Origin of the sequence: Rhodanobacter sp. OR87 (assembly GCF_000473345.1) — a bacterium.
In the GTDB taxonomy this organism is placed as follows: Bacteria; Pseudomonadota; Gammaproteobacteria; order Xanthomonadales; family Rhodanobacteraceae; genus Rhodanobacter; species Rhodanobacter denitrificans.
In genome coordinates this window covers 167,555-182,375 of sequence record NZ_AXBJ01000007.1, presented here as the reverse complement: position 1 = coordinate 182,375, position 14,821 = coordinate 167,555, and the positions used below count along the sequence as shown (strand labels likewise).

General features: G+C 72.2%; 6 protein-coding genes. 3 read left to right on the top strand and 3 right to left on the bottom strand.

All coding sequences use genetic code 11. From position 1 onward, the window contains the following. Positions 1-124: 124 nt before the first annotated feature. The 3 genes from RHOOR87_RS0108990 to RHOOR87_RS0108980 all read right to left on the bottom strand — a co-directional run bounded on the left by RHOOR87_RS0108990 (position 125) and on the right by RHOOR87_RS0108980 (position 5,795). The gene (locus RHOOR87_RS0108990; protein WP_027484830.1) at positions 125-3,856 is read right to left on the bottom strand and encodes a diguanylate cyclase; all 3,732 of its coding nucleotides are present in this window, start codon (positions 3,854-3,856) and stop codon (positions 125-127) included. Between the two features lie 115 nt (positions 3,857-3,971). Then, positions 3,972-5,249 (bottom strand): RNA polymerase sigma factor, encoded by a 1,278-nt coding sequence (locus RHOOR87_RS0108985; RefSeq protein ID WP_027484829.1) that lies wholly within the window; start codon positions 5,247-5,249, stop codon positions 3,972-3,974. Positions 5,250-5,375: 126 nt separating this feature from the next. Beyond that, complete coding sequence (locus tag RHOOR87_RS0108980) at positions 5,376-5,795, bottom strand: YciI family protein (RefSeq protein WP_007510661.1); 420 nt, start codon at positions 5,793-5,795, stop codon at positions 5,376-5,378. Positions 5,796-5,944: 149 nt separating this feature from the next. Here RHOOR87_RS0108980 and recC point away from each other — a divergent pair, with 149 nt between their 5' ends. From recC to recD, 3 genes are read left to right on the top strand one after another with little or no spacing between them, the layout of a single operon-like run. Then, positions 5,945-9,400, top strand: coding sequence for an exodeoxyribonuclease V subunit gamma (gene recC, locus RHOOR87_RS0108975; RefSeq protein WP_027484828.1), 3,456 nt, complete (start codon positions 5,945-5,947; stop codon positions 9,398-9,400). Then, positions 9,397-12,978, top strand: coding sequence for a UvrD-helicase domain-containing protein (locus RHOOR87_RS0108970; RefSeq protein ID WP_027484827.1), 3,582 nt, complete (start codon positions 9,397-9,399; stop codon positions 12,976-12,978). Before recC ends, RHOOR87_RS0108970 begins: the two co-directional genes overlap by 4 nt. Then, a complete protein-coding gene (recD, locus tag RHOOR87_RS0108965) occupies positions 12,975-14,807 on the top strand; it encodes an exodeoxyribonuclease V subunit alpha (protein WP_015447253.1) in 1,833 nt (610 codons plus the stop codon). Before RHOOR87_RS0108970 ends, recD begins: the two co-directional genes overlap by 4 nt. Positions 14,808-14,821: the final 14 nt, after the last annotated feature.

The following is a 14,821-nucleotide window of genomic DNA, read 5'->3' as shown; positions in this document are numbered from 1 at the left end:
GTTGTGCGGACACCATGAACAGCGCAGCGTGCGTGTAGCAACGGGCACTTCACACGGTAGGTGTCGCAAGTTCGATCCTTGCATCGCCCACCACCTTGTCCGTTTCGGCCGTGCGCACGCTGGCTCAGGAGCGAAAGTTGTCCAGCACGTGTTCGACCAGCAGCGCGAGGAAGGCTTCGCGCTCGCGCCGGTAGCCAGGGTCGGCCGGGCCGGCCAGGGCCGCCTTGTGCATCGCCTGGTGGCTGGCATCCAGCACGCTGCCGAGTTCCGGCCGGTGCAGGTATTCGCCCGGGTCGCAGCTGATTTGCGCATGCCGGGCCCAGAATGCCGGTTCGGGTGGCAAGGCAACGAACTGCTCCTCCCAGCGCAGCTCGCCGGCGAGCGCGCCCAACCCGGTTTGCGGCCATGCGGAAGCCTGCTCCCAGCGGTAATCCGTCAGCCAGGCGGACAACGCGTCGGCAGGCATCGGTCGGGCCAGCGCGTAGCCTTGGCCGAAATCCGCGCCGAGGATCGTCGCCGCCTCGATCAGCTCGGGCGACTCCAGCCCCTCTACGACCACTTCGAGCCGAAGGTCGTGCCCGATCCGGATCAGCTGGCGGATGAAGCGCAAGGTGCCCAGCGGATCCTGCCGCGCCTGGCCGACGATGGCCTGGTCGATCTTGATGCGGTCGAACGGCCACTGGCGCAGGCGGATCAGCGAGCTGTAGCCCGCGCCGAGGTCGTCTTCGACCAGGCGCACGCCCAGGGCCTTCAGCGACTGCATGCCCGAGCCCTGCGGCACGGCGGCATGTTCGGTGCCGATCGGCGATTCGAGGATCTCGAACAGCAGCGCTTGCGCCGCGCAGCCGCTGCTGGCGATCACGGCCGCTGCCACCTCGGCATAGCGCGGATCTCCCAGCGCGGCTGCCGGCGCATTCACCGAAATGTCCAGCGCATAGCCCGCGCGCAACAGCGACCCGCGGCAGGCGGCGGCCTGGCCCAGCCCTTGGCGGAACAGCACGAGCAGGTCGTCCGCGCCCAGCGCGGGCAGGAACCGGGCCGGCGCCAGCAGTTCGCCGTCCTCGTCGCGCAACCTCGCCAGTGCCTCGATCTCGGCGACGCGGCCGTCGGCCAGCCTGACCAGCGGCTGGTAGTGCATCTGCAGCGCGTCGGTGGCGACCATCGCGCGCCAGCGCTCGCGCATGAAGAACGGCAGCAGTTCGGTACCCTGGCGCGGCGGCGCCAGGCGCGCCAGGGCAAGGTCCAGCACGGTCTTGATCTGTTCGAGGAAGGCCCGCTGGTCCTCGCTGTGGAAGCCGCCGGCGTAGGGGCTGTACACGGTCAGCACCACCGCCGGCTGCAGCGGCGAGGCGCACAGCGGGATGGCCACGTTGGAAACCACCCCGAGGCTCAGCGCAATGTCGCGCCAGGGCGCCATCGCCGGATCGCTGCCGTAGTGCGCGCAGCGCTGGATTCGCGCCGTGCGCCAGGCGCGCCCGCTGGAGCCCAGCCCACTCGGCTGGTCGGCGTCGACCCGGATCGGTGCCGCCTTGCCGCTGACCAGCGCATGCAGATACTCGGCAAAGGCCGTACCGGCCACCGCCTCGTAGGTCAGCTGGCCCGACGCGTCCGGACGCCCGGCCGAACAGGCCACGATTTCCTTGTGCGACACCAGGATATCGGCCACGCCCTGGATCAGTTCCAGGTAGCCCTCGGCCGACCATGCCAGCGCATTGACCCTGGCCAGCAGGGCCACCCGACGGCGCTGCAGTTCGCGCATGCTTTCCAGCTGCCACTGCCGCTCCATGCCCAGCCGCTGCAGCAGCACCGCCAGCGCGCGGCGCTCGTTCTGGCCGACGCCGACCAGCACGCCGGCCAGGATGTCGCGCAACTGCTCGATCGCCTCCAGCAGCCAGACCTCCTCGAGCCCGCAGGCAGCGTGGAACAATCCGGTCCGTGTCGCCCGGGCGCGATGGTCGGCCATGTCCAGATCCGCCCGCAGCAGGATCCGAAGATGCTTCAGCTGATGCTGCTCGAACGTCTTCAGCTCCGCGGCCGGAAGCAGATCCAGCAGCCTGGAGATGCCGTCGTGCGCACGCAACCCGGCATGGAAACTTTCCACGATGCCGGGCAACCGCGGTTCCCACGCCTTGCTGCAGGCGTCCAGCAACATGGCGGCATGTTCACCGTAGGGCGTGGCGGCAGCATCGAGCTCGTCGGCCTGGTCCACCACGCCATCGGGCGACACCAGCGACCACCAGTGCGAGCGGTGCCGCTTGCGCGATTTCACCTGGTACATCGCCTGGTCGGCGCGGCGCAGCAGTTGTTCGCCGGTGGTCCGGGTTTCGCTGGAATGCAAAGCGATGCCCAGGCTGGCGCCCACGGCCATGGCCGTGCCGTCGATCGTCACCGGGAACCCCAGGACTTCACCAATACGCTCCAGCAGCCCGTCGATGTCCTGCGCGGATTCGAGATCCTCGAACACCAGCACGAACTCGTCGCCACCGAGCCGGGCCACGTAGTCGCCGGCGCGAAGCATCTGGCGAAAGCGGCTTGCCATCTCGACCAGCAGGCGATCACCCACGGCATGGCCGTGGCGATCGTTGATCGGTTTCAGGTCGTCGAGGTCGAGCAAACCCACGGCCACCAGCCGACCCCGCCGCCTGGCGCGGGCCAGCACGTTCTCCAGGTGCCGATCCAGCGCACGACGGTTCGGCAGGCCGGTGAGGTCGTCGTGCAGGGCCAGGTAGGTCTGTCGCTCCTGCTCCTGCAGCAGGGCGTGCCGCTGCGCGTGTTGCCGCAGCGCCAGTCCGGTCGCGTCGGCGATCTCGTCCAGCAGCCGGCACATCTCGCCGTCGAAGGCGTCCGACTCGACGGTCAACACCGCGAACACGCCAGTCGGCACCCGCGCCGCGCCGATCGCGCCGGCAGGGGACGCGAACAGCGGCCAGCACCCCACTGCACCGGCATGTTCGAGCAGTTCCCGGCGGAACGCCGTGTCGTCCTGCGGCGCATCGGGTGAATGGCGCCAAATGACCGGCGCGCCCTGCATGAAGGCCTGCGTCGGCGCCAGCACGACCGCACCGTTATCGTGCCGCGGCGGCGACGGCAGGCTGCGCACGACGTCCGCGATCGGGCCGACCAGGGCCATCCGCCGCAGCATGGGGTCGTCGCCATCGACGGCGAACACGTCGACCGCGGCGGCGCCGGCGATGTCGGCCAACGCCCGCGCCAGCGTGCGATAGACCGACGCCGGATCGGGCTGCTCCAGCAGTGCCCGCTGGATCGTGCGCTGCGCATCGCGATAGCGGCTCATCCGCACACTGCGTTCCAGCAGCAGCTGGTGATCCCAGAACCGGCTTAGTTCGTCAGCCAGCCGCTGCGCCCAATCGAGCAGCTCGCCGCTCAGGCTGGGGCCGTCGTCACGGGAGTAGGCGGCCAGCACCAGCTGGCCATCGTCGCGCGTCCTCGACGCGGCCACGATAGAGGAGCCGAAACCGTGCCGCCGCGCGGCGTCGCGCCATGGCGCGAATTCCGGCGCGCCGACCGGAGTCACCCGTGCCTGCTCCTCGCGCAACACCACGCCCACCGGCCCGCTCCCGCCAGGGGCGGATTCGTCTGCGCTGAGGCGCAGCGCGGACGCATACTCCGCGGCGGTTCCCGCCGCCGCCATTACCTCAACGCTGTCCTGGCCCGGTTCGCGCCGGCCGATCCATACCAGCGGAAGATCCATGGTCGAGGCCAGGATGCCCGCGATCGTGACCATGGTCCGGCGGCGGTCGCGATCCGGCGGCGCATGCAGCAGCGCAAGGGTCTCCGCCACGCTCCGGTAGAAGCGCTCGCGCAGTTCGCCACGTGCCTGCTCCTGGCTGTTCATCCGCCTGCGGATACCCCTCGAACGAACCGACGGTACATCGACCGTCGTCATACTTCATCACGGGAGCACGCATTAATCCATCACGCGTTGCACCGGCGTGCACGGGCGGCCTCGTTCACCCGGCCGACGTACTCTCCCCGCAGGCCTGGGCGCGCTTGCGCATCAGCTCGCGCTCGCGCCGGTTCATGGCCAGCGCGGCGGCCCGCTCGAACTCCCGGCGCGCCTCGTCGATACGCCCCAGCCGGACCAGCAGGTCGCCGCGCACCGCGGGCAGCAGGTGGTATCGCTTGAGGCTCGGCTCGTCGACCAGCGCATCGACCAGTTCCAGGCCCGCCGCCGCGCCGCCGGCCATGCCCACAGCCACCGCGCGGTTGAGTTCCACGACAGGCGAAGGCATCACCCGGGCCAGGGTTCGATACAGCGCGGCGATGCCAGGCCAATCAGTCTCCTCGCCGGTCAAGGCGCGCGCGTGGCAGGCGGCGATCGCCGCCTGCAGCGCATACGGCCCCAGCGCGCCGCCCAGCTTCCCGGCCCGCTCCAGCGCGGCCAGGCCGCGGTGGATCAGCAGCCGGTCCCACAATGACCGGTCCTGCCCCAGCAGCAGGATCGGCTCGCCGCATGCATCCACCCGCGCGCGCGACCGCGAGGCCTGCAGCTCCATCAGCGCCACCAGGCCATGCACTTCGGGTTCGCGCGGCATCAGCCCGGCCAGTACCCGGCCCAGACGCAGGGCGTCCTCGCACAAGGCCGGGCGCATCCAGTCGTCGCCGGCGGTGGCCGAATAGCCCTCGTTGAAGATCAGGTAGATCACCCCGAGCACCGAGGAAAGGCGTGCGGCAATCTCCTCGCCGCGGGGCACCTCGTACGCCACCGCGGCCTTGGCCAGGCTGCGCTTGGCGCGCACGATGCGCTGCGCGATGGTCGGCTCGGGCACCAGGAAGGCGCGCGCGATCTCCTCCGTGGTCAGGCCGCCGAGCAGGCGCAGGGTCAGCGCCACGCGCGCCTCCATCGACAGCAGCGGGTGGCAGGCGGTGAAGATCAGCCGCAGCAGGTCGTCGCCGAACGGATCGTCCAGCGCCGCCTCGTCGGCGGCTCTTGCATGTTCCTGCTCGTGTTCCAGCTCGTGCATCAGTTGTTCGTGCTTGCGTTCGAGCAGCTTGCTGCGGCGCAGCCGGTCGATCGCGCGATGCTTCGCGGTGGTCATCAGCCACGCGCCGGGGTTGTCCGGCACGCCGCTCCGCGGCCACTGCTCCAGCGCCACCACCAGCGCGTCCTGCGCCAGCTCCTCGGCCAGGCCGACGTCGCGCAGCATGCGGGCGAGGCCGGCGATCAACCGGGCCGATTCGATCCGCCAGACGGCGTCGATGGTGCGATGGGTGTCGGTCGCGCTCATGCGACCGATCACAGCATCCCCGCGATGCCCGCGCAAGGCCGGAAGTCACGCCTGCTTTCCCACCTCCCGCCCGGCATCATCCGCCGCGCGACCAGCGCCTCCCGGCGCGTCCGCGCAGGACCCGGCTCATGTCTTCGTGGCGAGCTGCGCGCGCAGCCGTTCCTCCTGTTCGCGCAGTTCGGGGGTGAGCGTGGTGCCGAAATCCTCGGCCTCGAAAACCTGGCGGATCTCGATCTCGGCATCGTCGTCGAACGGCGCACGCTTGAGCCATTCGATCGCCTCCTGCATCGACTTCACCTGCCACAGCCAGAAGCCGGCAATCAGCTCCCTGGTTTCCGCGAACGGCCCGTCGGTCACCGTGCGCGCGCGGCCCGAGAACTTCACCCGCACGCCCTTCGAACTGGGCTGCAGGCCCTCGCCCGCCAGCATGATGCCGGCCTTCACCAGCTCCTCGTTGTAGTGGCCCATCGCGGTCAGCAGTGGCTCGCTGGGCATCACGCCGGCTTCCGAGTCCGGGCTCGCCTTCACTATCACCATGCAGCGCATCGTCGTGTCTCCTTCGAATGGGTGGGAGCCAGGCAGACCACCCCGGCTCTGTGCGAACGACGAACGGCAGGCCGGCGGATCGACAGGTCGCAAACGATGAGCCATGGCTCGGTATGCTGTGCGGGTTGCGTCGACCGGGACAGGAAGGCATGAGGGACAACCCAGGCGGGCTGATCGTCCACCGCGGCAGCCGCACCGAGCGGCTGGCCGACGCGCTGGCGCTGCAGCTCGAAGCGCAGCGCCCGGCCAATCCGCTGGCCGCGCAGATGGTGGTGGTGGCGCACCCGGGGTTGCGGCGCTGGCTGCTCGGCCACCTGGCGCAACGCCGTGGCCCGCATGGCGGCCACGGCATCGCCGCAAACATCGAGATGATCCTGCCGTGGCAGTGGTTCGAGCGCGCGGCGCGCCGGGCGCTGGGCGACGAGGCGCTGATCGGCGGCGCCTACCGGCACGAGCTGCTGCGCTGGCGCCTGCTGATGGCGCTGCCCGCGCTGCAGGCGCCGGAAGTGGCGGCCTACCTGTCCGGCGACGACGCGGCGCGGCGCAGCTTCCAGCTCGCCGAGCACTTGGCCGGCCTGTACACCCAGTACCTGATCTACCGGCCGGACTGGATCCTCGACTGGGAACAGCACCCCGCACGGCACGCCGGCGACTGGCAGGCCGCGCTGTGGCAGCGGCTGCGCGCCGCCATCCCGCGGCCGCACCGCGCGCAGCGCAGTGCCGCCCTGCTGCAGGCCCTGCGTAGCGGCAATGCGCTGGCCGGCGAGCCGCCGCTGCACGTGTTCGGCGTCAGCCACCTGCCGCCGGACGTGCTGGCGGCGCTGCAGGCAACCGCGCTGCACGTGCCGGTGCACCTGTATTTTCCCGACCCCTGCCGCGAGCACTGGGTCTACCTGCGCCGGCAACGCTTCCTGCTCGCCCACGCGGACGACCCGGAGGCGCTGTACTACGAGGTCGGCCACCCGCTGCTGGTCGCCCTCGGTCGCATCGCGCAGGATTTCTGCCTCACCCTGGACGAGTGCGATGCGCTCGACGAGCGCGACCCGCTCGACGAGGCCGAACCGCTCGACGACGCCACCTCGCTGCTCGCCCGGCTGCAGTCGAGCATCCGCTGCCTGCAGCCGGAGCTGGTCGGCGCGCCGATCCGCGCGCAACAGGTGGACGGGGCGGCGCTGGAGGACATCCTGCCCGCGCTGCGCCACGACGCCAGCCTGCGCGTGCACGTCTGCCACACCCGCCTGCGCGAACTGGAAGTGCTGAAGAACGCCCTGCTGCGCTGCCTCGCCGACAACCCCAGCCTGCAGCACCGCGACATCGTGGTGATGGCGCCGGACATCGGCGCCTACGCGCCGTACCTCGCCGCGGTGTTCGGCGAGCCGGCGCAGTACCGGCACGACCCGCTGCACCTGCCCTGGCACCTGGCCGATGTCGGGCTGGCGCATGCGCACCCGCTGATGAGCGCGTTCGCGCAGGTGCTGGACCTGGCCGAGAGCCGCTTCACGGTCAGCGAGGTGCTGGACTTCCTCGACGTGCCGGCGGTGGCGCGGCGCTTCGCGCTCGACGCCGGCGGGCGCGACGCGCTGGAACGCTGGCTGCGCCGCGCCCGCGTGGCCTGGGGCCTGGATGCCGCGATGAAGGCCGAGGCCGGCGCAGCAGCAGTCGACGCGAACTCGTGGCAGTTCGGCCTCGACCGCATGTACGCCGGGCTGATCGCGGGCCACGACGGCGGCGACGGCCTGCTCGACGGCATCCTGCCGCTGGAAGGCGTCGCCGGCAACGCGGTGGAGGCGCTGGGCCAGCTCGACCGCCTGCTCGGCGAACTGCGCCAGCTGCGCCACGCCTTCGCCGGCGCGCGTCCGCTGACCGCATGGAGCGCCTGGCTGCTGGAGCGGCTCGACGCGCTGTTCCTCGCCGACCCGCGCGACGCCGCCGAACAGAACGCGCTCGACGCCCTGCGCCGGCTCGTCGCCGGCCTCGCCGGCCAGGCCGCCGAGGCCGGCATCGACACCCCGCTGCCGTGGAGCGTGGTGCGCGAGGCGCTGCGCGGCGCGCTCGAGGCGGTGCCGGAACGCCAGGCCTTCCTGCTCGGCGGAGTGACCTTCTGCGGGCTGGTGCCGCAGCGCTCGATCCCGTTCCGCGTGGTCTGCCTGCTCGGCATGAACGAGGGCGAGTTCCCGCGCCCCGGCCACGACGCCGGCCTCAACCAGATCCTCGCCCAGCCGCGCCGCGGCGACCGCGACACGCGCAGCGAGGATCGCTACCTGTTCCTGGAAGCGCTGATGTCGGCGCGCGACGCGCTGCACGTGAGCTACGTCGGCGAAGGCGTGCGCGACGGCAAGCCGCGCAACCCCGCCGCACCGCTGGCCGAGCTGCTGCAGTTCCTCGACGAACAGCACCGCCTCGCCGGTGACGAAACAGCCGAGCGGCCGTGGCGCGTGCGCCACCCGCTGCAGCCGTTCGACGCGCGCTACTACGAGCGTGATGCCGAAGGCCAACCCCGGCACGATCCGCGGCTGTTCTCGTACGAGCCGGCGTTCCTCGCCGCCGCATCGATCAGCGCCGGCACGCCGCCCTTCCTCGACGCGCCGGCGACCACGCCGGAAACCGGGGCCGGCGAGATCACCCTCGGCACGCTCAGGCGCTTCTGGCGCGACCCCGCGCGGGACGCCCTGCTGCGCGGCCAGGGCATCAGCCTGCAGGCGCTGGACGACCGCGGCTGGCCGGATCGCGAGCCGCTGGAGACGCCGCTGGAAAAAATCGAACGGGTCGACCACCGCCTGCTGTTCGACGCGCTCGCCGCCGGCCGCGCCGAACTGCCCGCCGAACCGCCGGCATGGCTGGCCCGCTCCGGCATGCTGGCCGGCGGCGCGGTCGGCGAGCGGACCTGGACGCAACTGCGCGACGCGCTGCGCCCCCTGCTGGCGCAGGCGCAGCCGCTGTTCGCCGGCGCCGGCGCGCAGGCGCAGCCCCAGGCGATCGAGCTGGACCTCGGCGACGGCCTGCGCCTGAGCGGCACGGTCGACCGCGTATTCCGCGGCGCCGACGGCACGCTGCTGTGGTTCGACGCCCGCCCGGGGCGCGCCGCCAACCTGAAGGACCTGCTGGACTTCTACCTCGACTGGGCCTGCCTGCAACTGGCCCGTGCCGGCGACGGCGCGCCCCTGCAGGCCACGCTGCTGGAGCAGGTCCGGCGCACGCAAGGCGGCAGCAGCGTGCTGGTGGCCCAGGCGGCGGGCATGCTCGACACCATCCGCGCGCAGGAGGGCGAGCAGCTGCGCCACGGCCTGCGCCGCCTGGTCGAGGCGTATCGGGCCGCCGCACAGCGGCCGCTGCTGTTCTTCCCGCGCGCCGCTCAGGCCTGGGCCGGCAACGAGCCAGAGAACCGCCTGGTCAGGGCGGCCGCGGCGTGGGAAGGCGACGGCTTCAACCCCGGCGAACGCGACTACGCGCCCGGCTACGCGGCGCTGCTCAGCCGCGGCCTGGAGCTGTTCGACGTGGAGAGCCCGGCCCATCGCGCCTTCGTCGCCGCCACCGAACTGGTCTGCGGCGTGCTCGACCCGCAGCGCACGACCTTGATGAAAGTCACGCAGGACACCCAGCCATGAGCGCCGCCGCCCTGCCCCCGCTCGACTGGCGCGCCATGCCGCTGCACGGGCGCGTGCTGATCGAGGCCAGTGCCGGCACCGGCAAGACCTGGAACATCGGCGTGATCTACCTGCGCCTGCTGCTCGAACGCGGGCTGCGGGTGGAGCAGGTCCTGGTGACCACCTTCACCGACGCCGCCGCGCAGGAACTGCGCGAGCGCCTGCGCCGGCGCCTGGTCGAGGCCGAGCGTCTGCTCGAAGCCGCCGCGCGCGACGCGGCCAGCGTCGATCCGCTGGAAAGCTGGCTGGCCGCGCTGTGCCCCGACGCCGACAGCGTCCGCCTCGCGCTGCGCCGGATCCAGCTGGCCCGCAGCGACCTCGACCGCGCGCCGGTGTCGACCATCCACGCGCTGTGCCAGCGCATCCAGCGCGACTACCCGCTGCAGAGCGGCGCCGCGTTCGCCGACGACCCGCTGTTCGACGAGCAGCAGCTGATGCGCGAATGCGTGGAAGATTTCTGGCGCCGCCGCTACCTCACCGGCGCGGTCGACCCGCGCGAGGCCGAGCTGCTGCTGAAGGGCGGGCCGGAAGGCCTGCTGCGCGACCTCGGCGGGCTGGCCAACGGCACCGACGCGCGCATCGAGGCCGGTGGCCTGGCCGAACTCGAACGGCAGCTCGACGCCTTGCGCACCGATGCAAGCATCGCCGAACTGCGGCGACTCGCCGGCGACAAATCGCTCTACGCTCCACGCAAGACGGCTCTCTCGAACCGGCTCGGCAAGATCGCCGACGCGTTGCAAAGCAACGATGAGGAAACCCTGGCCGCCAGGCTCGACAAGACTTTCGAGCCGGATGCCGTACTCGAACAGGAAGCGCCGGAAAGCACCGAACCACTCAGCACCCATCCCCTGATCAAGGCCCTGCAGGCACTGCGCCCGCTGCTCGGCCTGCGCGACGTGTTCACCCGCGGCGCCGTGCTCGCCGACGCCGCGCAAACCTGCCGCGAGGAAATGCCGCGCCGCGCGCGCCAGCGCCACGTGCTGACCTTCTCCATGCTGATCGACGCGGTGTACCAGCGACTGTGCGGCGAGGCAGCCGACGCGGTGCTGGCCGACCGCCTGTTCGACGCCTTCCCGGTCGCCCTGATCGACGAGTTCCAAGACACCGACCAGCGCCAGTTCGCGATCTTCGAGCGGATCTACCGCGAGCGCGGCACGCTGGTGATGATTGGCGATCCCAAGCAGGCCATCTACAGTTTCCGCGGCGGCGACATCGCCGCCTACCTGCGCGCCGGCGCACAGGCCGGCCAGCGCTTCTCGCTGGGCACCAACCATCGCTCCAGCCGCGCCCTGGTGGAAGCGCTGAACGCCTGGTACGGCCACACCGAAGGCGGCTTCGGCCAGCTGCCGATCCGCTACCAGCCGGTCGCGCCGGCCGGCAAGGCGGACGGGCAGCCGTACACCGTCGACGGCCAGCCGGTGGCGCAGCCGCTGGTGTTCCACCCGTTCCGCGGCGACGCGCTCGACAAGAAAGGCAAGCCGCTGAACGCGCTCGGCGACCTCGAGGCGCTGGCGCTGGACGATTGCGCCAACCGCATCGCCGAACTGCTCAACGACCCGCGCCAGGCGATCGGTAGCCGCCCGGTGACGCCCGGCGACGTCGCCGTGCTGCTGTCCACCAACAACCAGGTCGTGGCGCTGCGCCAGCGGCTGGTCGCGCGCGGGGTGCCCTGCGTGGGCAGCGGCCGCGGCAACATCTTCGCCGGCGAAGTCGCGCGAGAGCTGGAGCTGATCCTGTACGCCGTGCTGCACGCCGACGACGACCAGGCCGTGCGCGGCGCGCTGGCCACCACCCTGCTCGGCGCCACGCTGGAGCAGTTCCACGCGTGGCAGGCGCAGCCCGCCGCGTTCGAGCGCGAGCTGGAACGCTTCGAGGCGTGGCGCGCGCTGGTGCGCAGCCGCGGCGTGCTGGCGCTGGTCGGCGAACTGCTGGCCGCGCGCGCCACCGCCTTGCTGGCGCTGCCGGAAGGCGAGCGCGTGCTCACCGACCTGCGCCACCTCGGCGAGCTGCTCGCCGCGGAAGAAGGCGCGCGGCAGGGGCTGGACGGCCTGTACGCCTGGCTGCAGGAGATGCGCCGCGAAGGCGGCGACGGCGACGCCGAGGCGGCCGACGAACGCCAGCTGCGCATCGAGAGCGACGCCCGCCGCGTGCAGCTGCTGACCATCCACGCCAGCAAGGGGCTGGAGTTTCCCCTCGTGTTCCTGCCGCTGGCTTGGCGCATCCGCAGCCAGAGCGGCAGCTATGCGCCGAAGCTGCTGCGCTACCACGACGATGCCGGCCAGCGCTGCGTGGATCTGGGCTCCGCACATTTCGTCGAACACTGCGCGCGCCATTTCCGCGAGGAGCTGGAGGAGCGCCTGCGCCTGCTCTACGTGGCACTGACCCGCGCCGTGCACGCCGTGCACGTGTACTGGGTCGACCGCGGCCCGCTGCCCGATGGCGATGCACAGACCTGGGAATGGGCCGCGATCGACCTGCTGCTGGAGCAGGCCCGGCAGAAGCTGGCACTGCCCGCGGGCGAAGCCTCGCTCGACGCCATGGCCGCGGCGCTCGGCGGCATGCAGTTGTCCGCGCCGTTCGCCGATACCTTCACCCGCTACCGGCCGCCGGCCGAAGCCCCCGCGCCGCGCGCCGCCCAGGCGCCGTTGCCGGCATTGCGGCCGTTCCAGTGGCTGCACAGCTTCAGCGGGCTGACCCGCCATGCCGCCGCCGTGCTGATCGACGACAGCGGCAGTGCCGACGAAACCGGCGCGGAAGAGCCGGTGGTCGAAGCGGACGAGGTGGTCGAAGATGGCCGCCTGCTCGCGCTGCATCCGTTGCGCGGCCCGCGCTTCGGCGACGCCGTGCACCAGGTGTTCGAGCTGGCGCAGCCCGGCCCGCTGTGGCCCGACCAGCGCCAGCTGCTGCACCGCCAGCTCGGCGCGCAGGCGGTCGCCGCGCCGCATCTGGCGCACGAGGAAGCGCTCGAACGCGTGGGCCGGATGATCGACCGCGCGCGCCAGGCCGACCTGGGCGGCGGCCTGCGCCTGCTCGACCTGGCGCCGAAGCAGCGCATCGCCGAGTTCGAGTTCCAGTTCCCGGTGCGGCAGGTGCCGCTGGCGACACTGCGTCGGATCTGCGCGGCCCACGGCCACGCCGACGCGATCCCGGCCAGCCTGGATGCCACCACGCTGAACGGCATGCTGACCGGCTTCGCCGACCTGATCTTCGCCTGGGACGGCCGCTTCCACGTGCTCGACTACAAGACCAACTGGCTCGGCGCGCGGCTGGGCGACTACCGGGGCGAGCCGCTCGATGCGGCCATGGCCGCGCACCACTACCCGCTGCAGGCGCTGCTCTACACCGTGGCGCTGCACCGCTACCTGCGTCAGAGAATGGACGGCTATACGGCCGAACGCCAGCTCGGCGAAAGCTGGTACCTGTTCGTGCGCGCGCTGGGGCTGGCGCCCGGGCTGGGCGTATGGCGGCGGCGCTGGCCGGCGGCGCTGGTCGAGGCGCTCGACGATGCCTTCGCCGGCGCGCAGGAGGCCGCGGCATGAACCGCCCGCTGCCGCCTGCCGCCGCCGACGAGCGCGCGATCGACCAGAGCCTGGCGCAATGGGTACTCGGGCGCACCGGCTCCGCCTTGCTCGCCGCCGCCGTGCGTGCGGCCAGCCGCGCCGAAGGCCACGGCCATTCCTGCGCCGCGCTGGCCGACCCGGACACCGGCGCCGACCTCGATACCGATGCCCTGGAGGCGCTGCGCCGGCACGACTGGGTCGGCGACGGCACCGCGTTCACCCCGTTCGTGCTCGATGCGCAGGGGCGCTTCTACCTGTGGCGCAACTGGCAGCACGAGGCGAAGCTCGCCGAGGCAATCCTGCGGCGCTGCGCGCAACGCACGCTGCCGATTCCAGCCGATACCCTCGCCGACGACCTGGCGACGCTGTTCGCCGGCATGCCGCGCGGCGCCACCGACGGGCAGCGCGCCGCCGTGGCCGCGGTGCCCGGCGCGCGTTTCTTCGTGCTCACCGGCGGCCCCGGCACCGGCAAGACCACCACCGTGGTGCGCATGCTGCTGATGCTGCTGCGCCACGCGCACGCCTGCGGGTTGCCGGCGTGGCCGTCGATCGCGCTGGCCGCGCCCACCGGCAAGGCCGCCCAGCGGCTGGCGCAGGCCGTCGCCAAGGGCAAGGCCGAACTGCAGGCCAGCCTGCCGGGCAGCGGTTTTCACGACTTCGTGCCGCACATCCCGCACGCCGAGGCGCGCACGCTGCATCGCCTGCTCGGCTACCGGCCGATGGACGACAGCTTCGGCCACGGCCCGCACAACCCGCTGGCCGAGGACATCGTGGTGGTGGACGAGGCGTCGATGGTGGACCTGGCGATGATGCGCCAGCTGCTGCAGGCGCTGCGCCCCGCGGCGGTACTGATCCTGCTCGGCGATCCGGGCCAGTTGGCCTCGGTCGATGCCGGTTCGGTGCTGGCCGACATCGTCGCCGCCGCGCCGCGCCAGCGGCTGCCGCCGCCGCTGGCCGGCCTGCTCGCGCCGCTGCTGCAGCAGGCGCCCGATGTCGCCGCCGGCGACGCCCCGCTGGCCGGCCAGGTACTCGCGCTGACCCACAGCTGGCGCGCCGGCAGCGGCCTGCAGCGCGGCGTCGAGGCGCTGCGCGACGCGCCCGACCCGGCCTGGCTGGACGCACTGCTGGACCAGCGACGCGACGGCGACCTGCACCTGCGCCACTGCCCCACCGTGCACGCCATGCGTGCCTGCGTGGACGGCTGGATCGAGCGCCACGCCGGGCTGCTGCAGTCGCTGCTGGCACCGGCCATCGATGCCGCCGAAGCCTTGCAGCGGCTGCGCCAGCTGCAGATCCTGTGCGCGCTGCGCGACGGTCCGTTCGGCGCGCAGGGCATCAACGAGCTGGTGCTGCGCCGGCTCGCCGTCCGTTTCGGCATCGACGCCAGCCGCGCCTGGTACCACGGCCGCCCCGTCATCGTCACCCGCAACGACTACGCCCGCGGCCTGTTCAACGGCGACGTCGGCATCGCGCTGGAAGGTGCGGAAGGACTGCGCGTGTGGTTCGAACTCAGCGACCGCGACGGCAACGCCGGCCTGCGCAGCTACTCACCGCGGGCGCTGCCCGCGCACGACAGCGCCTGGGCGATCACCATCCACCGCAGCCAGGGTTCGGAGTACCGCGAGGTGGCGGTGCTGCTGCCGCCGGACGCCGACAACCGCATCCTCACCCGCGAACTGGTCTACACCGCCATCTCGCGCGCGAAGGAGCATGCCGAGATCTGGAGCACCGACGACGCACTGCGCGCCGGGCTGGCGCGGCCGATCCGGCGGCAAGGCGGCCTGCGCGAGCGGCTGCAGCCGCGGTGAAGGAAAGCGCGCCG